Raw genomic sequence first — 26,975 nt, 5'->3', positions numbered from 1 at the left:
GAAAAGGGAGGAGTCAGTGAACCAAGCGTTCTTCGCGCGGCCGAATGGCAAGACGACATCAAGTCTAGTCAGGAATTTCTCGATCGAGGTGCTTCCGGCGGATGTCGCCAAGCATGCCGATTTTCAGGATCATCTTCCCCTCGGAACCAAGGTCTACATCGCCTATACTTCGGGATCGACGACCGAGATCGTCGACGCTGCCGAGAAACTCAACGCACAGGGAATGACGGCCGTACCGCACATTCCGGCTCGCAGGTTCGCAAGCCATGATGAGCTGCGGAATTTCCTGGGCGCCCTGACCTCAAGGGCAGCCGTAAGCCAAGTGCTTTTGATCGGCGGCGACACCGCACGCCCGGCTGGGCCATATGCTGCTTCCATCGACGTCCTTGAGACGGGAATGCTGGAAGGTCACGGCATCAGGGCCGTTGGTCTGGCGGGCCATCCAGAAGGTCACCCAAGCGTCAGGCGCGATGAACTGCGCCGCGCCTTGATCGACAAATGCGAATATGCCTCCCAGGCTGGTATCGAGGTGTCGATCACCACGCAATTCCTGTTCGACACCGCGAAGCTGTTTTCATGGCACGCCGATTTCGTTGAGAAGACGATGCCGGACATTGCCGTCGATGTCGGATTGCCCGGCATGGCCAAGATGACGACCCTGCTGCGCTTCGCCAAGGAGTGCGGCGTCGGCACCTCTTTGGGCATGCTGTCGAAGAACTTCGGCCGCGCCTTCAAGCTCGCAACCGCCTTTTCTCCCGAAGATGCGCTGGCCGAACTGGCCGAAGGCATCAATGAGGTCGGCGCTTCGCCGTTCCGCTCGGTTCATTTCTATCCGTTCGGCAGTTTCGCACGCACCACCGAATGGCTGCGCTCGCTGCAGAGCATTGACGCTACCGCCGAACAGCCAGGCATCGCCCAGGCATCTTAGCCCCGCGCATAGCCTAGCTGCGCGTCCTGCCCACCACCCACTTGTCATAAAAGGAGGAACCATCATGACAGGCAATCTCACCCGTCTCGTCGTCTCGGCGCACGAGGAACCAGGCTGGGACTACGGCACCATCCCCGGCCCGTACTCCAAGTTCCACATGGCCAATGGCGCCAAATACACCGTCTACAACAATCGCCTGATGCCGGTATCGCAGAAGATCGACCGTCTCGACGGCTATTGGGCACTGCGTACCAAAGCAGGCCTGTTTGACACCGGCGAACGCCCGGTCCAGATCAAGGGCCCTGACGCCGCCAAATTCTGCAACCGCGTGTTCACCCGCGACTGCGCCAAGATCAGGCCGGGCCGCGCCGGCTACGGCCTGCTGTGCTATCCCAACGGCAAAATCCTATGCGATGGCGTTTTGATGCGCCTTGAAGAGGACACCTATTGGTATGTCCAGGCCGATGGACCAGTCTACTCCTGGTTCGTCGCGCATTCGCAGGATCTCGACGTCGAGATTTCCGATCCCGACTCCTGGGTCACCCAGATCCAGGGCCCGGCTTCGCTGTCCATCCTGGCTGAACTGAGCGACACAGGCGTGCCGGCCGAGTTCAAGTTCTTCTCGGTCGCCCGCACAACTATCGGCGGCCAGCCCGTTATCCTGTCGCGTACCGGCTGGACCAACGAGATGGGCTTCGAGATTTACACGCTGCCCAATGGCGGCAAGTTCGACGGCGCGGCAATGTGGGCTAGCTTCCTCGCCGCCGGCAAGCCGCACGGCATGGAGATCTGCGCCCTCGACACCATGGATATCCGCCGCATCGAAGGTGGCATCCTCAACAACGGTTCGGACATGGATGACACCATGACGCCGTTCGAAGCCGGCCTTGGTGCCTTCGTTGATCTCACCAAGGACAGCTTTATCGGTAAGGAAGCGCTGGCCAAGGCGACCGGCTCCAACCGCGTGTTGGGCCTGACGTGCCAGGGCGGCGAACCGCTGCGCCTGGGCACGGTCTCGGTCGGCGGCAAGAAGGTTGGGTTCGTCACCGCCGGCTCTTGGTCGCCCTATCTCGAACAGGGCATCGCGATCGTTCGTCTCGACAGCACAATGGCTGCCGGAACCGCGGTCGAGGTCCAGTGCCGGGACGGCAAGACACACGGCGCGGTGCTCGACGTCATGCCGCTCTACGACAAGGAAAAGAAGATCCCGCGCGGCCTCGAGCCGAGCATTCCGGTCCGCACAGCAGCCGAATGATAAGCCCTACATCGGGCCGGTTGCCACCGGCCCGATGTCCTGGCGATGGGGCTTGGCGGAGTGTAAAGGCCGATCGCGAATATCCAGGAGAATGGAACCTTGCACAACAAGGTCAGCATCGGGTCAAATGTTCAACCGCCAAAAGCAGGTTTTGGGCGCATTGCGGTCATTCCCAACTCAGACGGTGGAGGTCACCGACGACGATCGTTCGTCAGAAACTCGCCCGCCTACTAAACGATCTGGTCCCGCAACCGCTCGAACTGCCCCTGATCAATTGCGCCGTCATCGAGCAGCTTTTTCAGCCGCTCAAGGCGCGCTAGGGCGTCGTCGGGCGGCGGCGGGCTGTTTGCCAGTTGCAGCGTAGACGGCCCGACAAGGCCGCCTACGAGGCGCACAGCCACGACGTCGTTGGCGGTCAGGTTGAGGCCCGATTCGCCGCCGTGGCTGCCGTTCGGGTTGTTGCTGACGTGGACGGCCATGCATGCCCAGATCAGGCAGCCGAACCAGACGATGCCGGTCCCGCCTAAAAGATGTTGAGCAGCAGGATGACCCAGCGGTTCGGGTGTCCGCGCCAAAACGCAACGATGGTCGGGATCATGTAGATGACGGCTAGTATGATCAGCCCGGCTATGATTTCGCTTGCGTCCACGATCCACCGCACATGAGATAGCCCGACGACAGGTCCGGCGAAGGTTCTTTTGACCGAGGCTAGATTTGCGGATCCGACAGTCCGGCAAGGACCACTGCGTAAAACACTAGGCAGCCGATCCAGATGAACAGGTATTTCAGCGAGGTTCTGGTGATGGCCCTGCGCCGCCAGAAATAACCGATGGGGGTCAGCAGCACGAACGGCACCATGGTCCGCATCTGCGGATTACGGCGACTGCGATTGAGGTTTCGTGTGTCGGCCCACGCCAGCAGCAACCCAATCCAGAAGCCGACTACCGGAATGACGTCGCCCGGCGCATGCGCGAACGGATTATAGTAGAGGATCTCTAACGCGCTGAACAGCAACGGCGACAAGGCGAGCAGGTAAGCCCACAGGTCGCTGGGCGCGGCATAGGGCGGCGTGTAGCCCCCAACGGCCTGCGGCGCGGCGATAGGCGGCTGCGGGGCTGTCGCGGCCAGCGGCGGCGGCATGACGCCTGACGACCTCGCCAGTGAGGTTTGCGAGGCAGGCCGCCATTCACTGCCGAAGGCCACCGTCCAAACCCGTGTTTCAAGCGGCAGCAGCTGGTTGGTGAGCATCAACGCCAGATCACCCTCCGGGACCGGGCCCCGCTGCTGCCCTTTGACGCGAAGAGACTGCCCACCCCGTCTCCTTCGACCCGCTGTCCGGTCGGTTGCGACCAAAATGTCCGACGAGTTCTGCCAACAACAATTGATGCAGGACTACACTGACATTCATGCAACTTCGTGCAAAACACGGCCAAACGGGACTCTCTGGCGAAATACCTACTGATCCACGCGACCATAACTCTTCGCATTTACACGCAATTCATCATTGTTCTGCATTTTCTTGCCCGGGGGAACTTCTGAGATCAAGTTGGCGGGGGAAAGTCGACATGTCGGCGAGCGCGCAGGCGAGCACGGAACACGAGAAACTCGCAGACGGCTTGATGCACAAGACCAGGGCGTCTTATGTGGCAGCGCTGATCCTGATCGCGTCGCTGGCAACCGCCAGCTTCTTCATGTTGAACTCGGTGATCTCGGCGAACACGCAGAAGACCGCCTTGATCGAGCTCGGGGCCCGCCAGCAGATGCTGTCGCAGCGGATATTGCTGAGCGCGACGGAGGCCCATACGGCCGATGCGCAATGGCTGCGCACCCAGGCGCGCCAGAACCTCAAGGCGGCGCTCGAAAGTTTCCTCGCCAACGAGCGCATCCTGCGGAACGGATCGCCCGACGCCCGGTCACCGCTTCACCGGCTCGAGCTTTCGGAGGATGCGACAAAGCTGTTTACCGAGGTTCCCGGCCAGATCGACGCATCGACGCGGATCCTCGAGCACACGGTCAATTCCTATCTCAAGCTGCTGCCCGACTCGGTGTCCGCAGAGATGCCTGCCGATGCCATCGCACATTTCGCCGCGCTCAGGCTTTATGTCGCCGAGAAAGCCCGGCGCGAATATGAAACGCTGACCCGGCTGTTCACGTCGGAAGCTGCCGAAAAGGGCGCGGCGGTCGAGAAGATACACCTTACGGTCTTTGTCCTCACTTTGCTGCTGCTCGTCGCCGAGGCGGTGCTGATCTTCCGGCCGCTGGTGCGCCGCGTCGTGTCCTGCACCAGCGAACTGCTCAGGGCGCGCGACCAGATGAACTTCGCCGCCAATCATGACGCGCTGACGGGCCTCTACAACCGGGCCTTCCTCAACGACTACATGGATACGGCATTGGCCACCGCCCGGCGCAAGGGCGAGGCGATCGCCGTCATCCACCTCGACCTCGACCACTTCAAAACCGTCAACGACACGCTCGGCCATGCCGCGGGCGATGCCGTGCTGATCGAGACCGCACGGCGCCTTGTCGCCAGCGTTCGCGAATCCGACGTCTGCGTGCGCCTTGGCGGCGACGAATTCACCGTGATCCTGACCGATGTGGGCACCGAGACGGCCGCCGTCGAAGTCGCGGCGCGGATCACCGCGAGCATCAAGCAGCCGCTGGAGTTCGCCGGAGCTTCGCTGAAGCCGAGCGCCAGCGCAGGCGTGGCACTGTTCCACGACGCCACCGCCACGATGGATGAACTATTCGTCAACGCCGACCTGGCGCTCTACCGCGCCAAGGCCGAGGGGCGCGGCGGTTATCAGCTCTTTGCCACGACGCTGCGCGACAAGTTCGAAGAAAAGGCCAACCTCGAACGCGAACTGCGCGAAGCGATCGCTACCGAGGCCTTCGCGGTCCATTTCCAGCCACAGGTCTCCCTGCAGACCGGGAAGGTGATCGGCGTCGAGGCGCTGGTGCGCTGGGAGGTCATGGGCAGGAACGTTTCGCCCGGCGAGTTCCTTCCGGCAGCTGAAAAGGCCGGGCTGATGCCGGCGATCGGCCGTTCCATCTTTGCCAAGGCCATACGCACGGCCGCCGCATGGCACCGCATGGGACTGGATTTCGGCCGGCTCTCGCTCAATGTGTCTGCCCAGGAGCTACACGAGGCCGACTTCGCCAATCATTTGCTCGGCCTTCTCAAGGCCGAAGGCCTGCCCAACCGCCTGGTGGCGCTGGAAATCGTCGAATCGGTCATGCTCGACGACGAAAACAGCGGCATCGGGCTGACGCTGAAGCGTCTGCGCAAGGCCGGCATCCGCATGGAACTGGACGATTTCGGCACCGGCTACGCATCGCTGTCGCATATCAGCGCCAACGAGGTCGACCGGCTGAAGATCGACCGCCGCTTCATCCGCGACATCCACAAGAACCCGGCCAACTCCAAGATCGTCAAGGCGATCATCGAACTGGCGCGCGGCCTCGGCATTTCGATCATCGCCGAGGGTGCCGAAACCGAAAGGGAGCTGTCCTTCCTGCGGGAGCTGGGCTGCCCCGCAGTCCAGGGCTATGGCATAGCCTTTCCGATGCCCGACGCTCAGGCCGAGGCGTGGCTGGCCATGCGCAACGCCTCTCCCCAACCTGTCGTCGCCCGAACTGCCTAGGGGCAGTCGGGGCTAGATGCGTGCGTCGCCCAATGTCACCTGCGCAACGCCGACATAGGGATTGGCATGCAAGGCCAGGATCCACAGGCTGACGCTTGCCGTGACGGCGAAGATCAGGATCGCCTTCCTGCCGGCATGCGGCCTGTCGGCGTGGACTGCCCCGATGACCACCGCCGAAAGCATGGTCAGGAACAGCACCAGGTACCATTTGAGCTGATTGACCGAACCTGCGCCGATGGCCAGGCGCGAGTTGCGGGCGTCCTGCAATTCGTCGAAGTCCTGCACCATCTGGCCAATGATCGGATCAGGAAGGCCTGACTTCGACAGCGCGATCAATGCCAGGCGGATGTCCTGCAAGGCCTGTTCGACGGCGGGCTCAGGCGAATGGTTCGCATTCGGCCATTCCAGCGAAATGACGGCACCCTTGTAGGCCAGTAGGCCATTCAACAATTCGGCAGAGGCAAGCGCCTCCGGCTTCGCCATGCCGGCAAGCCGCATCATCGACGAACGCTCGGCGCTGGCGACCTCACTTGCGCGCGCATTGACCGACCATACATCCGCGGCCGTGAAACCGAGCGACAGCGCCCAGGCCGTGGTGATGGTGCCGACGAAAGCGGCGACCGGCATCGATAGAGGGTCGCCTTGTGCCTGCCTGGCGAAGATCGCGAGGAACGCCGCACCCAGGAAAAATGAAACGATGCCAACGACGATAAAGGGAAGCGTCAGCAAGATGGGCGACCAGGAGAATATTTCCACGATGCTGCCTTGCGCCAAGGGTGTTCTCTATTGACCGTGAATAAGCCAATTCCCGCAATCCTCAAACAAAAAGCCCCGCAGGTCGCGGGGCTTTTGCATTGATGACGGCGAAGTCGCGGTTGATTTACGACCGTGGCTTTTCCTTCTTGGGATCGTAGTGGGCGAAAGGCACGATCCTGGCCGGCAGGCGCTTCTGGTGGCCGTCGAGCTTGCCGATCTCGACCTCGGTGCCGACATTGGCGTGGGTGGCGTCGACGCGGGCGAGCGCGATGTTCTTGTTGAGCACCGGCGAGCGCATCGACGAGGTGACGATGCCGATCTGGGCGCGGCCGATATGGACGCAGTCGCCATGGCCGACGACGACGTTGGAGTCGATGTCGAGGCCGACCAGCTTGTGGATCGGGTTGTCCTTGCGCCTGATCAGCGCCTCGCGGCCGATGAAGTCGTCGGTCTTGGTCTTCAGCGGCACGGTGAAGCCGATGCCGGCCTCGAACGGGTCGGTCTGGTCGGAGAACTCGTAATTGGCAAAGATCAGCCCGGCCTCGATGCGCACCATGTCGAGCGCGGCAAAGCCCATCGGCTTGAGCCCATGCGGCTGGCCCGCTTCCCACACCGCGTCGAAGACCTTTTCGGCGTCGCGCGGATGGCACCAGACCTCGTAGCCGAGCTCGCCGGTGTAGCCGGTGCGCGAGACCACGATCGGCACCCCTTGCGCATCGCCGATGCGGCCGATGGTGAAGCGGAACCATTCGAGCTCGGACAGGGCCGGCTGGTGCGGCGGCGTCCAGACGATCTCCTTGAGGATGTCGCGGCTGTTGGGGCCCTGCACGGCGATGTTGTGCATCTGGTCGGTCGAGGAGCGGATGAGCACCTTGAGGCCGAGCTTTTCCGCCACTTCGCGCAGCCACACGCCGGAATAGTCGTCACCGCAGATCCAGCGGAAATTGTCCTTGCCGAGGCGCAGCAAGGTGCCGTCGTCGATCATGCCGCCGTGCTCGTAGCACATCGCGGTATAGACGACCTGGCCGACGCCGAGCTTCTTGACGTCGCGGGTCAGCGTGTACTGCATCAGGGCTTCTGAATCCGGGCCCGTCACCTCGAACTTGCGCAGGGCGGAAAGATCCATCACCACCGCCTTCTGGCGGCAGGCCCAGTATTCCTCGATCGGGCCTTCCTTGGCGAATTCCTGCGGCAGCCAGAAGCCCTTGTATTCGATGAAGTTGCGCGTGTGCTTGGCAAAGCTTGAATGGAAGGCGGTCTCACGGGTCATTTTGGGTTCGGCCTCCGGGGTCGTGCGTCTGGCGATCGCGCGCGAGAATTTGTGCTGGCCGGAATAGGTCCGGACGTGGATGTCGGTGAGGTTCCAGCCATTGGCCGGGGTGGTGTCGTCGGGGCAGGCCGAGGAGACGCAGACGATGTCGGTCAGGGCTCTCAGCAGCACATAGTCGCCCGGCCGCGACCAGGGTTCGTCGGAGAACATCACGCCATGGGCGTCGATGCCGGTGTTGAAGAAGAAGTTGACCGCCATCCAGCCGGCACGGGCGTTGACGCCATGCGGGGTCAGTGCGCCGTTGAAATTCTCCGAGCAGTTGATGTGGCCGGGATAGCCGATGTCGTCGTAATATTTGGCGTAGCAGGCGAGCGCGAACGCGTCGTGCCGGCCGCAGGTGTCCTGGATGACCTCGACCAGCGGCTCGAAATCCTGGTCGAAATATTTGGCATGCAGGCCGGGCATCGGATAGGCGTGGCCCATCAGCGAGCGGGTGGCGGTGACGTCGAGGGCAAGGTCGCGGCCCTTGTCGAGCTTGCGCGCCGAAAAGCACTGGAAGTCGGTGCACTGGCGGCCGTCGACGTCGATGATCTGGATGTAGTCGCCGGCCTTGACGAAGAAGGACTCGGCCGTCTTCGACTTGACCCTGAGGTCGAGCAGCGGGTCGGCGAGCGGATCGGGCAGGTCGGACTTGCCGGCGGGCCTGATCGTCGCGCGCTTGATCATCACCGCAAGCGGCGTCGAGGTGTCGTGGCTGTCGATCGCCATCGCAGCACCGGGGGCAGCGACCACCAGCGTGCCCGGACGGGTGACGGTGAAGCTTTCTTCGGTACCCGCAGCGGTCGCACCATCGAAGAAGCGCACGGCCTCGACACGGCCGAGTTCGAGCTTGCGCCGCGCCAGCCCGGCGCGGAACGCCTGCAGGCTGTCGTCGCCGTCGACAAGCAGCGCCTTGAGCCCCGCAGCGTCGCTGTTCGAGCGTGTGCCCAGGATGCCGGGATCGGCCTTGCCGGCGGCATCGAAGGCCACCAGCTCGCAAGGCTGGCCGCCCTCGAGGTTGCGCACCGTCACGCGGTCGCCGGCCTCGATCTCGATCAGTGCGGCGCCCAAGCCCGGCACATGGTAACGCTCCATGCCCGGCAACAGCAGCCCGGGCTGCAGGATGAGACTCGGCCGCGGCGGGCCGGAGGTCACGGCGGGGTAGTCTGCGATAGTCATCACCACCTCGTCAAAATTTGCCTGTGTGTAAAAATATTTCAGTCTAGAGAATACTCGATTTTACCGCCCTAGCAAGGCTTCGTTTCGCCGCATAGCTGAAAAATGAGGCGAGGCGACAGACCGCGGGCGGCCTGTCGGGCGAGGTCCGGACCATTGACGTCCCCTAACCCGTCAAGCGATTGTCCCCGCCCCGTCAACCGTGCTACTGGGTCGGATTCGACAAACATTTCAAACTTAGACTGTGCTGCGGTAGGCTTCGCCTCGCGCCGTGGCCATGAGGCAGAACTGATATGCAGGGTCGCGAAATGAAGGCTGAAGCCGACCAACTCACATCTCAGATCATCGCAACCTACTCGGTGGGGGCGACTGTGCAGACGGTTCTGGATCGCTTGTTGGCGAAAATAACGTCGGAGGAGTATCCGCTGAACACGCGCCTTCCGTCTGAGCGGGCGTTGGCTTCGGAGTTGGGGGTAGCCCGCAATACCGTGCGCGAGGCACTGGATGTGCTGGAAGCGCGCAAAGTCATCAATCGACGTCCCGGCAGCGGCAGTTTCGTCACCTATCGCTCGGACGACGTGCCGGAGCGCGGCGAGAGCTCGGTCGCCATGGAGACCAGCCCCCTGGACCACCTTGTGGTGCGCGGTATCCTTGAGCCTGAAATGGTCCGCCTTGCCGTCATCAACATGACTCCGCGCGAAGTGTGGGACCTGGAACAACTGATGTCTAAGATCGAAAGCGTGCATACCGACGTTGCCGCTTTCGTGAAATGCGAAGAGGAAATCTATCGCAAGATTGCCGAAGGAACGCACAATCGCCTGCTCGCATCCTGCTACAATCTGACGATCGAGGCCTGCCGGGTGAGCTTTCGTACGACGCTCCTTCGCCGGCATCTGTCCCCGAAACGGATCCTCGAGTACCAACAGCGCTACAACGCGCTGTTCAATGCGATTGCCTCTCGCGACGTGGAGCGAGCCGTCGAGTTCATCAAGCTGCACCTGGTCGAGGAGCAGAAATTATTTCTGCAGGACTGACTCCGGTGTCCGTGCCTGCAAGGCGGTTCCATTCCCGCTCGATTGCAGGCGCTGGTCCCAAAGCTGTCCCAGATCCGACATTTCCTGCTTGAGAAGGCCGCCATGGCGCTTCAGCCAGCGCGGGATCGAGCCGAAAGCAGCAATTTTCGCCTTGCCGTTCTTCAGCGTCACCACCGGCCAGTCTCCGACCAGCGCGTTGTCGATCCCGAACATGCTCTCGCCCCACCAATGAGCCGGACCGAACGCGTGGGTGACATGTCCAAGCTGCTTCATGGCCGCCAAGACTGGTAGAGGATTGACGCTGTTGCACTTTTCAACCGCCGCATGCCAGATATCCAGGATGGCGACATACTCCCAGCTCACCGCGGTCCAGGTGCCGGGGAAGCGGTGGTTGTACTCGTCGAAGAAGCCCTTTGGCTGATTGAAGAAAAACGTCTTGTCCGTCAGCTTTTCATCGTCGAAATCCGGGAACTGGAAGACGAAACCTTCCATGAATTCGACAGATGTCCGGGCCACGAGCTGGTCGTAATAGTCCAGCGTGCAGGAGATGATCTGCCCCTTGAAGCCTTGCGCATGCGCATATTCGGTCATGGCATGGACCATGGGCGTATAGCTGGTGCACCAGCACAGGATATCAGGGGTCGAATCCAGCATCGGCTGCACGATTCCGGCAGCATCGGTGGTGCCAGGATCGTACTGGATTTCCTTGGCAATCCCCACATTGGCCGCTTTGAAGGCTGCGCGATACGTCGCTAGCGAGGGCAGGCCAAGCGCATCCGACTGGCTGCATATCGCGACAGTCCGAAGCTCTGGCTTTGCCTTGGCCAGCCAGTCCACTCCCGTCACATTGTAGATCGGATGCAGTTCGCTGGGTGCGATCAGATAAGGCGTATCCGGCGACAGGTCGCTGGGCAGCAGCGTTGAGGTCAGGACTTTGCGCTGGGTCAGGTAATCCCGTATCGGCGCAATCGTATCTCCGCCCAGCATCATCAGCAGCTTGATGTCATGCTGCTCCACTAGATGGCGCGCGCCCGCCTCGGCCCGTCCGGCGTCGTAGTCGCAGTCATATTCGACGATCTTGATCGGATAGCGCCGCCCGTTGATCAGCAACCCGCCGGTCTTGTTGAGCCAGTCCTCCCAGATCCGGCAGCCATGCAATCCGGGCAAGCCCCATGACTCGACCTGTCCGCTGAGCGGGGCCAGGAACCCGACATTCACCGCATTCGGCATGCCGACGGAAAGCCGCGGCAGGACGCTGGAAACCGCAAGATGATGGGCAAAGCTGGAATTCTGCATGGCTGTAAGTATCATCAAAACCTGGGAGCTTCATCCTCATGGGGCGAAATTTTTGTTCCTCACAGGAAACTCATCGTTGACAAATTGGTATAACGGCCGTCAATATACTCTGGACCAGAGGAACCAATAAGCCAAATTTGGTCTATACCAAAATAGGAGGAAACCATGACAGCTAAGCGTGTCGCCGTGATCGGAGCCGGACCGTCGGGTCTGGCCCAGCTGAGAGCATTCCAGTCGGCCGCGGAAAAGGGCGCAGAAATCCCGGAAATCGTCTGCTTCGAAAAGCAGGCCAACTGGGGTGGCCTTTGGAACTACACCTGGCGCACCGGCCTCGATCAGTATGGCGAGCCCGTTCATGGTTCCATGTACCGCTATCTCTGGTCGAACGGCCCCAAGGAGGGCCTCGAGTTCGCCGACTATTCCTTCGAAGAGCATTTCGGCAAGCAGATCGCCTCCTATCCGCCGCGCGCTGTTCTCTTCGACTACATCGAAGGCCGCGTGAACAAGGCCGGCGTCCGCAAATGGATCCGTTTCGAGACCGCCGTGCGCATGGTGACCTGGAACGAAGAGACCAAGAAATTCACCGTCACCGTGCAGGACCTGCCGAAGGATCACTGCTACTCCGAGGAATTCGACAACGTCATCGTCGCCTCGGGCCATTTCTCGACCCCGAACGTTCCCGAATTCCCCGGCTTCGACCGCTTCAACGGCCGCATCCTTCACGCCCACGACTTCCGCGACGCCCGCGAGTTCGCCGGCAAGGACGTCCTGCTCATCGGCACCAGCTACTCGGCCGAGGACATCGGCTCGCAATGCTGGAAGTATGGCGCCAAGTCGGTCACCAACTCCTACCGCACCGCGCCGATGGGCTTCAAATGGCCCGACAACTGGGAAGAGAGGCCGCTGCTGGAGAAGGTCGAAATCAACACCGCCACCTTCAAGGACGGGTCGACCAAGCGCATCGACGCCATCATCCTGTGCACTGGCTACAAGCACCACTTCCCGTTCCTGCCTGACGACCTGCGCCTCAGGACCGCCAACCGCCTGGCGACCGCCGACCTCTACAAGGGCGTCGCCTACGTCCACAATCCGGCGATGTTCTATATCGGCATGCAGGACCAGTGGTTCACCTTCAACATGTTCGACGCGCAGGCCTGGTGGGCACGCGACGTGATCCTCGGCCGCGTCAAGCTGCCTGCCACCAAGCAGGAGATGGTCGCCGACGTGCAGGACCGCGTTGCTCGCGAGGATGCCGGCAAGGACACCCATGACGCGATCGAATACCAGGGCGACTACGTCAAGGAACTGATCGCGGAAACCGACTATCCGAGCTTCAACGTGGACGGCGCCAACGCGGCCTTCTTCGAGTGGAAGGAACACAAGAAGAAGGGAATCATGGAGTTCCGCAACCATTCCTACCGCTCGGTCATCACCGGCACGATGGCGCCGCCGCATCATACGCCGTGGAAGGACGCGCTCGACGACTCGCTGGAATCGTACCTGCAGACCGCCTCGTCCGTCGCAGCAGAGTAATTTACGGTCCCACGACCGCGCCCTGCTTGAGTGACATGCAATGCCGCCCCGACCGGGGCGGCATTTTGCTTTCACGGGGCATCGCAGCGGCCAAGGCTGCGTGAGGACCGGGCGACGAGCCTCGGCCTTGTGGCTTTCCTCAAGGTGAAATTCAGTTAGCGCAGATCTCGGGGTTTTATCTCTCTCACTGGTTCGCTGCGCGAACCACTTCTGCCCTCGCGAGGGAGAGGAAACGCCAATCTCGGCTGGGGCTGCGGTCTCCCAGCATCCACGAAATGGCGGAGAGTGGCCCTGAGCTCGCCGGAGGAGCGAAGCGAGGCAGTAAGGGCCGAAAGGGCCTGCGAGCAGCGCCGACTTCAGAAGGCGGTTCCTGCCGCTGAAAGGCACGGTCAAACAAAAACGGGCCGGCCTCGAAAGGCACGACCCGTTCCGAAAAACCGAAAAATCGTCCGGCTAGGCGTTCACGCTCGGACCGCGGTTCTTTTCGCTGGCGTAGAGAGCCACGGCCATCGCCCGGTTGCGGACGTCGAGTTTGTCGTAAAGATTCTTGAGATGGTATTTGACCGTATTTTCCGAGATCCCGGTGCGCGCCGCGATCTGCAGATTGGTCCAGCCATCCGCCAATACCGAAAGCAGCTCGCGCTCGCGCGTGGTCAAACGCGACAGCGGCGTGTCGTTGATCTTGGACACGTCGACATAAGGGATGCAGATGCGGCCGTGCGCCACCGCCACCAGCGTATCGAACAGGATCGCCGGGTCGTCGAACTGATAGCAGAAGCCTTGGACGCCAAGGCGGACGCACTGCTTGAGGATCGATATGTCATGGTCATTGGAGAAGACCACGACACGGGCGTGCAGCGAACGCCGCTGCATTTCGGCCAGCACCTCGCCACTGTCCATATCGGACAACTTCCAGCCGAGCACCGCCAAATCGAACGATTGATCTGGCTCGGAAGCCGCCTGGAGAAAGGCCTTGCCGGTCGGCACGCTGTCGACGAGCTCGAAGCGGCCGTCGCGCGCGATCATGTCGCCAAGTGCCGCGACCACCAGCGGGTTTCGCTCGGCGATCAATATCTTGAACTTGCTGTCTCTTGCCACTGGCACCACCTCAATCCCGATGCCCTGGCGCTGACCCTTCCATTCGGCGTTCATGTTCCTCCCGCCTATGTTCGTGCGCCCACCTCTTGCCGACGTCTCCTGTGTCAGGTCGATCTATTTTCGGCCTTAGCTTCAATTCATAACATGAATGATTTTTTCATTCCAGTATATTAGGCAAAATAGGAGCGGAGCCGTCCTGGTAGCCGGCGAACGGCCGAAAAACCACCGCACTACCCCTTCGGGTGGGGTTTGCCTGGCCGGAAAGATACGCGCGTACTGGCCAACCTTATGACATGGGGAGCGTGGATCGAAGTTTCCACCAGCGCTGCGACAAAATGGCTTGACGGCGCATCGAATTCAGACAAACTTCACTTTGAGGAAAAAAAGAAGCCTTAGCGGAAACTGCCGCCGTACCACGAAACCGGGAAATGCCGGCGTGGGCGACGGGCATTCTCAATCCATGGGGAACTGAGCAAATGAGCGCTGTAACGGACATCAGTCCGGCGGAATCCGCCGGTCAACTTCACAGGACAATCGACTGGCGAGGCGCCTTCTGGGTGGCCAGCGGCGTGCCGCCGCTCGTTCTGTTCTCGATCGGCGGCATCGCCGGCACCACAGGCAACATCGCCTTCCTGATCTGGACCCTGTCCATCCTCATGGGCTTCATCCAGTCGTTCACCTACGCCGAGATCGCCGGCCTGTTCCCGAACAAGTCGGGCGGTGCCTCGGTCTATGGCGCCACCGCCTGGCTGCGCTATTCGAAGTTCGTCGCACCGCTGTCGGTGTGGTGCAACTGGTTCGCCTGGACGCCGGTGCTGTCGCTCGGCTGCACCATCGCTGCCGCCTATATCCTCAACGCGCTGGCGCCGATCCCGGGCTTCACCGAAACCTCGCCCGAGGTGCTGCAGTACCTGGCAGCCAATGTCGGCACGAGCGCCGCTGACGCGCTCGCTGCGGTCACCGCCGCCGGCACGCCCGGTATCCGCACCTGGACGCTCTACAGCCACACGCTGGGCCCGGTCGGCTTCTCGCTCAACGCCACCTTCTGGATCGGCGCGATCCTGATGCTGATGACCTTCGCCATCCAGCACCGCGGCATCCTCGGCACGGCAAGCGTGCAGAAGATCGTCGGCATGCTGGTCATCATCCCGCTGCTGATCGTCGGCGTCGTGCCGATCATCACCGGGCAGATCAACTGGGACAATTATTCGCCGCTGGTGCCGCTGGCCGCAGCCTATGCGCCCGAGCCCGGTTCGTGGAACACCGCCGGCTGGACGCTGGCGCTCGGCGGCATGTTCATCGCCGCCTGGTCGACCTACGGCTTCGAGACCGCGGTCTGCTATACCCGCGAGTTCAAGAATCCGGCTACCGACACCTTCAAGGCCATCTTCTACTCCGGCCTGCTGTGCATGCTGCTCTACATCCTGGTGCCCTTCACCTTTCAGGGCGTGCTCGGCATCAACGGCATGCTGGCAACCCCGATCGTCGACGGTTCGGGCGTCGCCGACGCCATGGCCACGATGGTCGGTGGCGGCGCGCTGGTGAAGACCCTGCTCGTCATGCTGATGATCCTGGCGCTGCTGCTCGCGATCATGACCGCCATGGCCGGTTCGTCGCGCACCCTCTACCAGGGTTCGGTCGACGGCTGGCTGCCCAAGTATCTCAGCCACGTCAACGAGCATGGCGCACCGACCCGCGCCATGTGGACCGACCTGATCTTCAACCTCTTCCTGCTGGCGATCGCCGCCACGGACGCGACGAGCTTCTTCTTCATCCTCGCCGTCGCCAACTGCGGCTACATCATGTTCAACTTCCTGAACCTAAACGCCGGCTGGATCCACCGCATCGACAACGGCCACATCCACCGTCCGTGGAAGGCCCCGACCTGGCTGCTGGCACTGGGCACGATCTTCGCCTTCGTCAATGCCGCGTTCATGGGCGCTGGCGCCAAGGTGTGGAACCCGATGGCTCTTTGGGCTGGCCTGTTCACCGTGGCCCTGATCATCCCGGTGTTCTGCTACCGCCACTACATCCAGGACGGCGGCAAGTTCCCGGCGCACATGCTCGACGATCTCGGCATGCACGAGGCCGACCTGCGCAAGAGGAAGGCCGGCATCCTGCCCTACGTGACGCTGATCGCCGGTCTCGCCGTGGTTCTGATATCCAACTGGTTCTTCGTGCTCTGACACGCTGAACCCAACAACAACGCAGACACGGTCCCGCGCTGGGAGGCGCGGGGCCTTTTTGAACAAGACGGGGAACGACAATGAGCACAACGACAGCAAGTCACAGCGACGCCGGTGACGGCCAGCTTCAACGAACAATCGACTGGCGCGGCGCCTTCTGGGTGGCCAGCGGCGTGCCGGCCCTCGTCCTGTTCTCGATCGGCGGCATCGCCGGCACCACCGGCAACATCGCCTTCCTGATCTGGACGGCCTCGATCATCCTCGGCCTGATCCAGTCTTTCACCTATGCCGAGATCGCCGGGCTGTTCCCGTCCAAGTCGGGTGGCGCCTCGGTCTATGGCGCGACTGCATGGCTGCGCTATTCCAAATTCATCGCGCCGCTGTCGGTGTGGTGCAACTGGCTCGCCTGGACGCCGGTGCTGTCGCTGGGCTGTTCAATTGCGGCGGCCTATATCCTCAACGCGCTGGCGCCGATCCCCGGCTTCACCGAAACCTCGCCCGAGGTGCTGCAGTACATGGCAGCCAATGTCGGCACGAGCGCTGCTGACGCTGTGACCGCCCTGACTGCGGCAGCGACCCCTGCGATCCGCACCTGGACGCTCTATCACGGCACGCTCGGCCCGGTCAGCTTCTCGCTCAACTCGGTGTTCTTCATCGGCGTCATCCTGATGCTGATAACCTTCGCCATCCAGCACCGCGGCATCCTCGGCACCGCCAATGTGCAGAAATACATCGGCCTGATCGTCATCGTGCCGATGCTGATCGTCGGCATCGTCCCGATCATCACCGGCCAGATCAACTGGGACAACTATTCGCCGCTGGTGCCGCTCGCCGCCGCCTACTCGCCTGAGCCCGGCGCGTGGAACGTCGCCGGCTGGACCCTGGCCTTCGGCGGCATGTTCATCGCCGCCTGGTCGGCTTATGCCTTCGAGACGGCCATCTGCTACACCTCGGAGTTCAAGAACCCCGGTCGCGACACGGTGCGGGCGATCTTCTATTCCGGCCTGCTCTGCCTGGCGCTCTACACACTGGTGCCGTTCACCTTCCAGGGCGTGCTCGGCCTCAACGGCATGCTGGCCACGCCGATCGTCGACGGCTCGGGCGTTGCCGAAGCCATGGCCCGGATGGTCGGCGGCGCCGGCTTCATCACCTCGATCATGGTGATGCTGATGATCCTGGCACTGATGCTGTCGATCATGACGGCAATGGCCGGTTCGTCGCGCACGCTCTACCAGGGCTCGGTCGACGGCTGGCTGCCCAAGTTCCTCAGCCACGTCAACAGCCATGGCGCACCGACGCGCGCCATGTGGACCGACCTGATCTTCAACGTGTTCCTGCTCGCCGTCGCGGCGGCCGACGCCACCAGCTTCTTCTTCGTGCTGTCGGTGTCGAACTGCGGCTACATCATCTTCAACTTCCTCAACCTGAACGCGGGCTGGATCCACCGCATCGACAACGGCCACATCCATCGGCCGTGGAAAGCACCGACGATCCTGATCGCAGTCGGCGCCATGCTGTCCTACGTCAATGCCATGTTCATGGGCGCAGGCGCCAAGGTCTGGAACCCCTGGGCGCTGTATGCCGGCTTCATCGCGGCGGCGCTGATCATCCCGGTGTTCTGCTATCGCCACTACATCCAGGACGGCGGCAAGTTCCCGCCACACATGCTCGACGACCTCGGCATCACCCAGGAAGACCTGAAGAACCGCAAGGCGGGCATCCTGCCCTACCTGACGCTGATTGCAGGCGTGGCGGTCGTGCTGCTCGCCAACTGGTTCTTCGTCATCTGACGGAGACATCTCGTCGCTATGGTCGAGGCCGGCGCAAGCCGGCCTTTTCTTTTTGGGGCTGCCGCACGGCGCGGCCCGTAGCCATGGCAGGAAAATGCGCTGGGCTAATATTTCTTTCCATGAAAGATTCTTGCATTACGGTTGACTTTCACGCCTCTCGCCTTTATAGATTCAGACGGGAAAATTCAGCGCAAAAGCTGTCCGGATCTGATATCCGGGGCTGCGAATCGACGGCGCCCGCCGTGGGTATCGACGCGTTCGCCTGGGAGGAATGGCATAGCATGACGACGGTAATCGACGGCAAGGCAGTGGCGGCCGATGTGGTGGCGAAGGTCAGGGTAGCGGCCGAGCAGCTCATCGCAAAAACCGGCGTCGTGCCCGGTATCGCGGTGGTCATCGTCGGCCACGATCCGGCAAGCCAGGTCTATGTCGCCTCCAAGGGCAAGAAGGCCAAGGAGTGCGGCTTCCACTCGATCGAACATGCGCTTTCGTCCGACACCTCCGAATCGGATCTCGTGGCGCTGGTGGAAAAACTCAACGCCGATCCGGCAATCCACGGCATCCTCGTGCAGCTGCCGCTGCCGAACCACATCGATGCCGGCAAGATCATCCAGACGATTGCCGCCGACAAGGATGTCGACGGTTTCCATTTCACCAATGTCGGCAAGCTCGGCACCGGCGAACTCGATACCGCCTTCGTGCCCTGCACGCCGGCAGGCTCGATGTTGCTGATCGAGCGTGCGCTTGGCCGCGACCTGTCGGGCCTCAACGCCGTCGTGGTCGGGCGCTCCAACATCGTCGGCAAGCCGATGGCCAATCTTCTGCTCAACGCCAACGCCACTGTCACCGTTGCCCACAGCCGGACCAAGGACCTGCCGGCGCTGTGCCGCAGCGCCGACATCCTGGTTGCGGCCGTCGGTCGCCCCGAGATGATCAAGGGCGACTGGGTCAAGCCGGGCGCAACGGTCATCGACGTCGGCATCAACCGCCTCGACGGCGGCGCCAACGGCAAGTCGAAGCTGGTCGGCGATGTCGACTATGCCAGTGCGGCCGAACAGGCCGGCGCCATCACGCCGGTACCGGGCGGCGTCGGCCCGATGACGATCGCACTTTTGATGGCCAACACCGTCGTCTCGGCCTTCCGCGCGGCAGGTCAGGCAGCACCTCGTTTTTAATCCGGGAGCCTTACCGGCTCCGTCGAAATCGAACCAACCTCAAGGGAAGAGAGTCATGGCCGAATTTAAGACCGATATCGAGATCGCGCGTGGCGCCAAGAAGAAACAGATCCAGGAGATCGGCGCCAAGATCGGCATTCCGACCGAGCATCTGCTGCCCTACGGCCACGACAAGGCCAAGATCTCGGCCGAGTTCATCGCCAATGCGCGCAAGAACAAGGACGGCAAGCTGATCCTGGTCACCGCGATCAACCCGACGCCGGCCGGCGAAGGCAAGACCACCACCACCGTCGGTCTCGGCGACGGCCTCAACCGCATCGGCAAGAAGGCCGTGGTCTGCATCCGCGAAGCCTCGCTCGGACCCAACTTCGGCGTCAAGGGCGGTGCAGCGGGCGGCGGTTATGCCCAGGTCGTGCCGATGGAGGACATGAACCTCCACTTCACCGGCGACTTCCACGCCATCACCACCGCCCACAACCTTTTGTCGGCCCTGATCGACAACCACATCTACTGGGGCAACGAGCTCAACATCGACACCCGCCGCGTCGTCTGGCGCCGCGTCATGGACATGAACGACCGCGCCCTGCGCGAGATCAACTGCTCGCTCGGCGGCGTCGCCAACGGTTTCCCGCGTGAAGCCGGCTTCGACATCACGGTTGCCTCGGAAGTCATGGCGATCCTGTGCCTGGCGACCGACCTCAAGGATCTCGAAAAGCGCCTCGGCGACATCATCGTCGCCTACCGCCGCGACAAGAGCGCCGTCTATGCCCGCGACCTCAAGGCCGACGGCGCCATGGCCGTGCTGCTCAAGGACGCGGTCCAGCCGAACCTGGTGCAGACGCTGGAAAACAACCCCGCCTTCGTCCATGGCGGCCCGTTCGCCAACATCGCGCACGGCTGCAACTCGGTGGTCGCCACCACGACCGCGCTGAAGCTCGCCGACTATGTCGTCACCGAAGCCGGCTTCGGTGCCGATCTCGGCGCCGAGAAGTTCTTCGACATCAAGTGCCGCAAGGCTGGCCTCAAGCCCGCCGCGGCGGTCATCGTCGCCACCGTCCGCGCCATGAAGATGAACGGCGGCGTCAAGAAGGAAGACCTCGGCAAGGAAAACGTCGAGGCGGTGAAGAAGGGCTGCGCCAACCTTGGCCGCCACATCGAAAACGTCAAGCAGTTCGGCGTGCCGGCGGTGGTGGCGATCAACCACTTCTACTCCGACACCGACGCCGAGATCGCGGCGATGAAGGAGTATGTCGCGGCGATGGGCGAAGAAGCCATCGTCTGCAAGCACTGGGCCCATGGTTCGGCCGGCATCGAGGAGCTCGCCCACAAGGTGGTCAGCCTCGCCGAGAGCGGCGCCTCGCAGTTCGCCCCGCTCTATCCCGACGACATGAAGCTGTTCGACAAGATCGACACCATCGTCAAGCGCATCTACCGCGGCTCGGAGGCGATCGCCGACAAGTCGGTGCGTGACCAGCTCCATGCCTGGGAAGCCGCCGGCTACGGCCACCTGCCGGTGTGCATGGCCAAGACCCAGTACTCGTTCTCGACCGATCCCAACCTGCGCGGCGCGCCCACCGGCCATGTCGTGTCGGTGCGCGAGGTCAGGCTGTCGGCCGGTGCCGGCTTCATCGTTGCCATCTGCGGTGAGATCATGACCATGCCCGGCCTGCCCAAGGCGCCGTCGTCGGAAAAGATCTTCCTCAACGAGGCAGGTCAGATCGAAGGCCTGTTCTGAGATAAATCTCTCTCCCAAGGCGCTCCTTTCCACCCCTCCTGTCCCCCAGGCCCGGAGCGCCCTTCAAGGCCTGGCACATCGTGCCGGGCCTTTTTTTTCAATCGCGGATGGGCGCCGGCAAGAAACGCCCAAGCCAGGGCGGGCCATGCCGGACCACCATCCGGCGCATGCTGAAAGGCCTATTAAAAGTTGCCTATCAGTAAAAATTCTTGCACTTGGATATTGCTCTTCGGGCAAGTTTCGAGTCAATATGTCCCCAACAACGTCCGCCTCAAGGCCGGGTCGCCGGAACGAGGCGGGAGGAACTAACTGGAGGAGTACTACCGATGACAGCTTCATGGCGTTTTTCGACGTTGGCCGATCGCCACCGCGCCCTTGGTTCCAATCTCGAAGACTGGAGCGGCATGGGCACGGCCTGGTCGTACGACAAGGACGCGAACGAGGAATATGTCGCGATCCGCACCAAGGCCGGCCTGATGGACGTTTCGGGCCTCAAGAAGGTCCACATCACCGGCGCCCACGCCGGGCATGTCATTGACCTGTGCACCACCCGCAATGTCGAGAAGATCTACCCCGGCAAGTCGGTCTATGCCTGCATGCTCAACGACGCCGGCAAGTTCACCGACGACTGCGTCATCTACCGCATGGGCCCGAACTCCTGGATGGTCGTCCATGGCGCCGGTACCGGCCATGAAGAACTGACCCGCGCCTCGATCGGCCGCGACGTGTCGGTCCGCTTCGACGACAATCTGCACGACCTTTCGCTGCAGGGCCCGCTGGCGGTCGACTATCTCGCCAAGCACGTGCCGGGCATCCGCGACCTCAACTACTTCCACCACATGCAGACCCAGCTGTTCGGCTTCCCGGTGATGATCTCGCGCACCGGCTACACCGGCGAGCGCGGCTACGAAATCTTCTGCCGCGGCCAGGACGCCGGCACGATCTGGGACACCATCGTTGCCGAAGGCAAGGAAATGGGCATCATCCCGACCCGCTTCACCACGCTCGACATGCTGCGCGTCGAGAGCTACCTTCTGTTCTACCCGTACGACAATTCGCAGAAGTACCCGTTCGTAAACGAGGGCCCTGGCGATACGTTGTGGGAGCTCGGCCTCGACTTCACCGTCAGCCCCGGCAAGACCGGCTTCCGCGGTGCCGAAGAGCACTATCGCCTGAAGGGCAAGGAGCGCTTCAAGATCTTCGGCGTGCTGCTCGACAGCGACAAGGCAGCTGACGAAGGTGCCGAGATCTGGCGCGATGGCAAGAAGGTCGGTGTCGTGACCTGTGCGATGTATTCGCCGCTGGTGAAGAAGTCGATGGGCATCGCCCGTCTCGACGTCGACTGCGCCATCGTCGGAACGCCGCTCGAAATCCGCAACGCCAGCGGCAGCGTCAAGGCAACCGCACAGTCGCTGCCGTTCGACGATCCGAAGAAGCTCAAGCGGACGGCAAAGGGCTGAGACCTTGGACAGTGCACCGGTGAAGACGATCCTTAGTCGCCCGGTCTACGGAACATTGTCACCGCAGGCCGGCAAGAGCCACCTTCTCATTGCGGACGCCGAAGGGGCGTCCGCGATCCTGGACCTGGCGAAGCAGGCTCCCGCGGACTTCTTCGCCAGTGCACACATCATGTTCATACCGGGCCGGACCGGAGACAGCTTTCAGGCATCCCTGAAGGCGTTGAAGCCGGCCCAGTATTATGAAGGCCCCTCGATCGCGGCGGCATTGCCGCGCCTGACATGGACACTTGCCAACGCCCATATGGGCTTGCGTGTCTATCTCGCCGGCACGGAAGGCCTGATCGGCCAGATGATGCAGGCTGCGATCGAAGCCGGCATCGACCCGGCCTCGATCCAGACCGAACATCGCGGCTCCTGGGCACGCCGGGTGCAGTGCGTGCACTGCAAGGGCATTACCGAAAACGTCACCACCCAGCCGGCAACCTGCTCGCATTGCGGCCTGCTGCTTCTGGTGCGTGACCACTATTCCAAGCGCCATGCCGCCTTCCAGGGCGTCTGCATCAACGCCGAGGATCCGACCGAGATCCCTCAGACAGAGGAGATTTTCCGGTGAGCGCAGGAACAAACAAGATTAACGTCACCGTGACCGAAGTGGTTGCGGTCAACGAACTGGTCAAGCGGTTCCATTTCGAACGGACGGACGGCGGCAATCTGCCGACGTTCTCCGGCGGTGCCCATGTCGTCATCGAAATGCGCGACAATGGCACGACCCGCCTCAACCCCTACTCGCTGATGAGTTCGCCGCTCAACACGCGCGACTACACCATTTCGGTGCGCCGCGACGATGTCGGCCGCGGCGGCTCGCTGTTCATGCACAACCGCGTCAAGCGCGGCATGGAAATGGTGATCAGCTATCCGGTGAACCTGTTTTCGCTGGACCTGCGTGCCAAGAAGCACCTGATGATCGCCGGCGGCATCGGCATCACGCCGTTCCTCGCCCAGACGGCACAGCTGGCGTCGACCGGCGGCAATTTCGAGCTGCACTACACCTGCCGCTCCGAAGCGCTCGGCAGCTACTCCGAGGTCCTGCGCGAACGCTACGGCAACCGGGTCAGCCTCTATCTCGACGAGCGCAACGAACGCATCCCGCTCGAGCGCCTGCTCGCCACCCAGCCGCTCGGCACGCATATCTATGTCTGCGGCCCTGCCGGCATGATCAAATGGGTGCGCGACACGGCGGCCACCCATGGCTGGCCGGACGATTCCGTGCACTACGAACATTTCGCGGCGCCGCAGCCGGGCACGCCGTTCGACGTCAAGCTGGCGGTGAGCGGTCTGGAGATCCGGGTCGGCGAGCAGCAGAGCCTGCTCGAAGCGATCGAGGCTGCCGGCGTCGATCCGCCCTATCTCTGCCGCGGTGGTGTCTGCGGCCAGTGCGAGACCAACGTCATTTCCTATGACGGTACATTCAAGCACAACGACCATTGGCTGAGCGATGAGGAGCACTGCTCGGGCAAGAAGATTATGCCATGCGTCTCGCGTTTCGAGGGCCGCTCGCTGGTTCTCGAACGGTAGCAGATCCCGGGGCGCCCGACGCTCTGGAAGAGGGAGGAATTGATGGGAATAAACTTCAGGAAAGAAACGTTCCGCGACGATTTTACCTTCAGGAACAGTCCGGAACAGGTCAAACGGTTTCCGTTTCCCTATCATGAAGACGCCTACATGTACTCGGTCAACATCGAGCCGCATGTCGCCGGGCCGAAGAACAGCGTGTTCGAACATCTGATCGATGTCGACGAGCACTACGTATCCGAAATGCAGGACCGCGCCATGGTGCTTGCGGAGGATCCGCTGCGCTGCCAGTCGCTGCCGCACATGACGCTCGCCGGCTGGGACCTGCTCGAACTCTTGATGACCGAAATGGCCAAGGGCTATCCCGAGCACTTCACCTTGACCCAGGACGGCGACCGCTGGCGCTGGATCAACCGACCGCTCGGCATCGACGACACCTTCACCTTCGGCGACGTTTCCACCCTGCCCTACGGACCGATGGAATACATCACCCGCCAGAGCCAGGGCGACTTCGCCATTCTCGACCAGCGTGACGGCAACCTGTGGATGGATGCCGGCATGATCACCACCCAGGCCGACTGGTCGCTCGATTTCGACATCGGCATGAACTTCTTCGAATGGCATGCCCCGGTGCCGCTGGCGCATGAAATGGGTGTCTTCACCCGTGCGCTGAAGTTCCTGACCAACATCCAGCAGGGCCAGCCGGCGCGGCGCCTGAACTGGACCATGACGATCAACCCGCGGCTCGATACCAGCCCGGAAAACTTCCACAAGTGGGGCAGCGACCGACTGTCGGTCACGCCTGAGAATGTCGGCCAGAAAGTGCATCTGCGCGTCGAGTTGCAGACCTTCTTCCGGCTGCCGCGCTCCAACGCGTTGGTCTTCCCGATCCGCTGCTACCTGCTCAAGATGGACGAACTGGTGAGCGTGGCGAAATGGGGGCGCCGCTTCCATCGCGTGCTGCGCGACCTGCCGGATGAACTCGCCGAGTACAAGGGCCTGACGCGTTACCGCCAGACCGTCGTCGAGTGGCTGTCGAAATATGACGACGGCGCCCCGACCTCGCCCGGCTTCGGCCCGGAGTAGGCACTGAATGATCGGCATGGGCTTCGGCCCATGCCCCGGACATGAAAAAGGAGGCGATTTCGCCTCCTTTTTCATTTGCGGCCTCTCTGTAGCCGGTCGTTCCAGGCAGCCTATTCGCTGCCACTGCCCTGCGGGTAGGAGATGATCGAGAGATAGCGGATCGGCAAAGTGGTCAGTTCTTCCGGGCCATGCGGTGCATCGGCGTCGAAGAACAGGCTGTCGCCCGGCGTCATCCGGTAGAGTTTGTTGCTGTGGCGGTAAACGACCTCGCCTTCCAGCATGTAGAGGAACTCCATGCCCTCATGCTGGAACATCGGAAACACGTCCGTGTGTTCCGACAGCGTGATGAGATAGGGCTCGACCACCACACCCGCGGTATTGGAGCCGATATGACCCAGGAGGTTGTACTGGTGCCCTGCGCGAGTGCCGCGGCGTTCGACGTCGACCCCTTCGTTCGCCTTGACGAAGACGGCGTTCCGCTCCTCCTCGAAGCGGCGGAAAAAGGCGGTCAGCGGCACGCCGAGCGCCCGCGACAGCGACTGCAAAGTGGTCAGCGACGGCGAAGTGATGCCGTTCTCGATCTTCGATAGCATGCCAAGCGAAATGTTGGTCATCGCCGCGAGATCGGCAACGGTGATGCCGAGCTTCTTGCGGAAGGCGCGGACCTCGTGGCCGAGTGCCACCTCCAAAACCTTCTCCGGGGTATCGCGTACCGCGTGCGGATCCTGAAGCAGCGGTGTCGGGCGCGCCTTTGCGGCGACCGCAGCCGATATGTTCTTGCCCTCGGCAACAGCGACGGCTGACATGCGGTCTTCTTTCACCCTGATAATCCCCTGCGATGGCAACTCTTGAAATCGACCTTTTCACTAGTGGTAAAATTTTTTTCCAACGATATCAAGTGGCGCTGATCGAAATGCAGGCAATATGCCTCTCATTGACTGCATTTCCGGCGGAAAATGCAGCACGACATGCAGCGGATGTGTGGGGTGCCGATCGTCTTGGCTTGCGGCTCAGCCGCGCATCAAAGCCTGAAACTCGGCGGGCGGCAGCAGGGCGCCGTGATGGCCGATGACGGTTGCGGCGACACGGGCTGCAAATTCCGCGGCAAGGCAGTGATCACCTGAAACGAGATACTTCGCCAGGAACGCGCCGTTGAAGCTGTCGCCGGCACCCGTGGTGTCGAGGACATTCCGGGCGGCGACCGAAGGCACGAAGACCGTCTCGCCGCCGAAGCGCAACGTAATGCCCTCCGCGCCATCCTTGACCACGAGGTTCTCGACGCCGAGACTGCCATAACGAGCGATGGTCGCATCGATCGAGGCGTCGCCGAAATGCGTCGCCTCGTCTTCGAAGCTCGGCATGACGATAGTCGCCGCCGCAGCGCCGGCCGAGATCGTCCGGCGCATCGTGTCGACATCGTCCCACAGCCGCGGGCGGATGTTGGGGTCGAATGCGACCATCTTGCCGGCAGCCCTGCCCCGCCGGATCTCCGATAGCAGCGTTTCGACTGCGCCAGGCGAAAGGATCGCCAGCGTGATGCCGGAGAACAGGATCACGTCCGAAGCGTCGATAGCCATGCGCAGGGCGGCGGGATCATCGGCGAGCAATCGTGCGGCGGATGCCGAGCGCCAGTAGGAGAAGCTGCGCTCGCCATCCTTGAGGTGGATCATGTAGAGGCCGGGCGTGCGCTCGGGCACGCGCCTGACGAAGCCGGTGCCGACCCCCGTGCTCTCGATGAAGGCCAGAAGCTCGTCCGAGATCGTATCGGTGCCGACGGCGGTGAAATAGTCGACCGGCCACGCCGCAGGCAGGAAGGCGCGCATGTAATAGGCGGTGTTGAAGGTGTCGCCGGCAAAACCCTTGCGCAACAGGCCGCCCTCGGCCTGCCTGAGTTCAACCATGCATTCCCCGATCAAGAGAGCGCGTTGCGACATGCGGTAAGCCT

The 26,975-nt window shown here is 62.3% G+C and carries 22 protein-coding genes; 13 read left to right on the top strand and 9 right to left on the bottom strand.

Annotated features, from left to right (window positions below; all coding sequences use genetic code 11):
- Positions 1-16 precede the first annotated feature (16 nt).
- Together WHT83_RS09360 and WHT83_RS09355 are read left to right on the top strand one after the other, a co-directional pair.
- Complete coding sequence (locus WHT83_RS09360) at positions 17-928, top strand: methylenetetrahydrofolate reductase (protein ID WP_406873614.1); 912 nt, start codon at positions 17-19, stop codon at positions 926-928.
- A 64-nt stretch (positions 929-992) separates the two neighbouring features.
- Positions 993-2,183 (top strand): aminomethyltransferase family protein, encoded by a 1,191-nt coding sequence (locus tag WHT83_RS09355; RefSeq protein WP_406873613.1) that lies wholly within the window; start codon positions 993-995, stop codon positions 2,181-2,183.
- 230 nt (positions 2,184-2,413) lie between these two features.
- On the opposite strand, the gene WHT83_RS09350 is transcribed toward WHT83_RS09355, so the two are convergent.
- From WHT83_RS09350 to WHT83_RS09340, 3 genes are read right to left on the bottom strand one after another with little or no spacing between them, the layout of a single operon-like run.
- The gene (locus tag WHT83_RS09350; protein ID WP_406873612.1) at positions 2,414-2,662 is read right to left on the bottom strand and encodes an SHOCT domain-containing protein; all 249 of its coding nucleotides are present in this window, start codon (positions 2,660-2,662) and stop codon (positions 2,414-2,416) included.
- Between the two features lie 44 nt (positions 2,663-2,706).
- On the bottom strand, positions 2,707-2,832 hold the full coding sequence (locus WHT83_RS09345; protein WP_406873611.1) for a superinfection immunity protein: 126 nt from the start codon (positions 2,830-2,832) through the stop codon (positions 2,707-2,709).
- Between the two features lie 59 nt (positions 2,833-2,891).
- Positions 2,892-3,431 (bottom strand): hypothetical protein, encoded by a 540-nt coding sequence (locus WHT83_RS09340; protein WP_406873610.1) that lies wholly within the window; start codon positions 3,429-3,431, stop codon positions 2,892-2,894.
- A gap of 317 nt (positions 3,432-3,748) precedes the next feature.
- Here WHT83_RS09340 and WHT83_RS09335 point away from each other — a divergent pair, with 317 nt between their 5' ends.
- The gene (locus WHT83_RS09335; protein ID WP_406873609.1) at positions 3,749-5,824 is read left to right on the top strand and encodes a putative bifunctional diguanylate cyclase/phosphodiesterase; all 2,076 of its coding nucleotides are present in this window, start codon (positions 3,749-3,751) and stop codon (positions 5,822-5,824) included.
- 12 nt (positions 5,825-5,836) lie between these two features.
- Here the strand turns inward: WHT83_RS09335 and WHT83_RS09330 are convergent, their stop codons facing one another.
- Both WHT83_RS09330 and WHT83_RS09325 read right to left on the bottom strand, forming a co-directional pair.
- Positions 5,837-6,598, bottom strand: coding sequence for a hypothetical protein (locus WHT83_RS09330; RefSeq protein WP_406873608.1), 762 nt, complete (start codon positions 6,596-6,598; stop codon positions 5,837-5,839).
- A 106-nt stretch (positions 6,599-6,704) separates the two neighbouring features.
- Positions 6,705-9,068 carry a DUF1989 domain-containing protein gene (locus WHT83_RS09325; RefSeq protein ID WP_406873607.1) on the bottom strand — a complete coding sequence of 788 codons (2,364 nt, stop codon included), beginning with the start codon at positions 9,066-9,068 and terminating at the stop codon, positions 6,705-6,707.
- Between the two features lie 305 nt (positions 9,069-9,373).
- Between WHT83_RS09325 and WHT83_RS09320 the strand changes: the two genes are divergently transcribed.
- Positions 9,374-10,099 (top strand): FadR/GntR family transcriptional regulator, encoded by a 726-nt coding sequence (locus WHT83_RS09320; RefSeq protein ID WP_108610042.1) that lies wholly within the window; start codon positions 9,374-9,376, stop codon positions 10,097-10,099.
- Here WHT83_RS09320 and WHT83_RS09315 read toward each other — a convergent pair.
- Positions 10,082-11,395: an ABC transporter substrate-binding protein gene (locus WHT83_RS09315; protein ID WP_406873606.1), complete on the bottom strand. Its 1,314-nt coding sequence runs from the start codon at positions 11,393-11,395 to the stop codon at positions 10,082-10,084. The two genes, WHT83_RS09320 and WHT83_RS09315, sit on opposite strands and share 18 nt — an antisense overlap.
- 165 nt (positions 11,396-11,560) lie before the next feature.
- Here WHT83_RS09315 and WHT83_RS09310 point away from each other — a divergent pair, with 165 nt between their 5' ends.
- The gene (locus WHT83_RS09310; protein ID WP_108609306.1) at positions 11,561-12,928 is read left to right on the top strand and encodes an NAD(P)/FAD-dependent oxidoreductase; all 1,368 of its coding nucleotides are present in this window, start codon (positions 11,561-11,563) and stop codon (positions 12,926-12,928) included.
- 453 nt (positions 12,929-13,381) lie between these two features.
- Here WHT83_RS09310 and WHT83_RS09305 read toward each other — a convergent pair whose 3' ends face one another.
- A complete protein-coding gene (locus WHT83_RS09305; RefSeq protein WP_108609307.1) occupies positions 13,382-14,080 on the bottom strand; it encodes a response regulator transcription factor in 699 nt (232 codons plus the stop codon).
- Between the two features lie 422 nt (positions 14,081-14,502).
- On the opposite strand from WHT83_RS09305, the gene WHT83_RS09300 reads away from it, so the two are divergent.
- From WHT83_RS09300 to WHT83_RS09265, 8 genes are all read left to right on the top strand, one after another.
- Positions 14,503-16,212 carry an APC family permease gene (locus tag WHT83_RS09300; protein ID WP_406873605.1) on the top strand — a complete coding sequence of 570 codons (1,710 nt, stop codon included), beginning with the start codon at positions 14,503-14,505 and terminating at the stop codon, positions 16,210-16,212.
- Positions 16,213-16,292: 80 nt separating this feature from the next.
- Positions 16,293-18,002 carry an APC family permease gene (locus tag WHT83_RS09295; protein WP_108609309.1) on the top strand — a complete coding sequence of 570 codons (1,710 nt, stop codon included), beginning with the start codon at positions 16,293-16,295 and terminating at the stop codon, positions 18,000-18,002.
- Between the two features lie 281 nt (positions 18,003-18,283).
- The gene (folD, locus tag WHT83_RS09290) at positions 18,284-19,177 is read left to right on the top strand and encodes a bifunctional methylenetetrahydrofolate dehydrogenase/methenyltetrahydrofolate cyclohydrolase FolD (RefSeq protein ID WP_183264786.1); all 894 of its coding nucleotides are present in this window, start codon (positions 18,284-18,286) and stop codon (positions 19,175-19,177) included.
- 55 nt (positions 19,178-19,232) lie between these two features.
- Positions 19,233-20,912, top strand: a complete 1,680-nt coding sequence (locus tag WHT83_RS09285) for a formate--tetrahydrofolate ligase (RefSeq protein ID WP_108609310.1) — start codon at positions 19,233-19,235, stop codon at positions 20,910-20,912.
- Between the two features lie 326 nt (positions 20,913-21,238).
- Positions 21,239-22,372, top strand: a complete 1,134-nt coding sequence (locus tag WHT83_RS09280; protein ID WP_406873604.1) for an aminomethyltransferase family protein — start codon at positions 21,239-21,241, stop codon at positions 22,370-22,372.
- A gap of 19 nt (positions 22,373-22,391) precedes the next feature.
- The gene (locus WHT83_RS09275) at positions 22,392-22,985 is read left to right on the top strand and encodes a dimethylamine monooxygenase subunit DmmA family protein (protein ID WP_108609312.1); all 594 of its coding nucleotides are present in this window, start codon (positions 22,392-22,394) and stop codon (positions 22,983-22,985) included.
- Positions 22,982-23,947, top strand: coding sequence for a PDR/VanB family oxidoreductase (locus WHT83_RS09270; RefSeq protein ID WP_108609313.1), 966 nt, complete (start codon positions 22,982-22,984; stop codon positions 23,945-23,947). The genes WHT83_RS09275 and WHT83_RS09270 overlap by 4 nt, the downstream gene beginning before the upstream one ends.
- A 42-nt stretch (positions 23,948-23,989) precedes the next feature.
- The gene (locus WHT83_RS09265; protein WP_108609314.1) at positions 23,990-25,030 is read left to right on the top strand and encodes a DUF3445 domain-containing protein; all 1,041 of its coding nucleotides are present in this window, start codon (positions 23,990-23,992) and stop codon (positions 25,028-25,030) included.
- Positions 25,031-25,140: 110 nt separating this feature from the next.
- Here WHT83_RS09265 and WHT83_RS09260 read toward each other — a convergent pair whose 3' ends face one another.
- Both WHT83_RS09260 and WHT83_RS09255 read right to left on the bottom strand, forming a co-directional pair.
- The gene (locus WHT83_RS09260; protein ID WP_108610045.1) at positions 25,141-25,836 is read right to left on the bottom strand and encodes an XRE family transcriptional regulator; all 696 of its coding nucleotides are present in this window, start codon (positions 25,834-25,836) and stop codon (positions 25,141-25,143) included.
- Positions 25,837-26,040: 204 nt separating this feature from the next.
- The gene (locus WHT83_RS09255; RefSeq protein WP_406873603.1) at positions 26,041-26,964 is read right to left on the bottom strand and encodes a sugar kinase; all 924 of its coding nucleotides are present in this window, start codon (positions 26,962-26,964) and stop codon (positions 26,041-26,043) included.
- Between the last annotated feature and the right edge of the window lie 11 nt (positions 26,965-26,975).

This window comes from Aminobacter sp. P9b (genome assembly GCF_045345995.1).
Taxonomy (GTDB): Bacteria; Pseudomonadota; Alphaproteobacteria; order Rhizobiales; family Rhizobiaceae; genus Aminobacter; species Aminobacter niigataensis.
The sequence above is the reverse complement of the archived record's forward strand: the minus strand, read 5'-3'. Positions and strand labels throughout refer to the sequence as shown.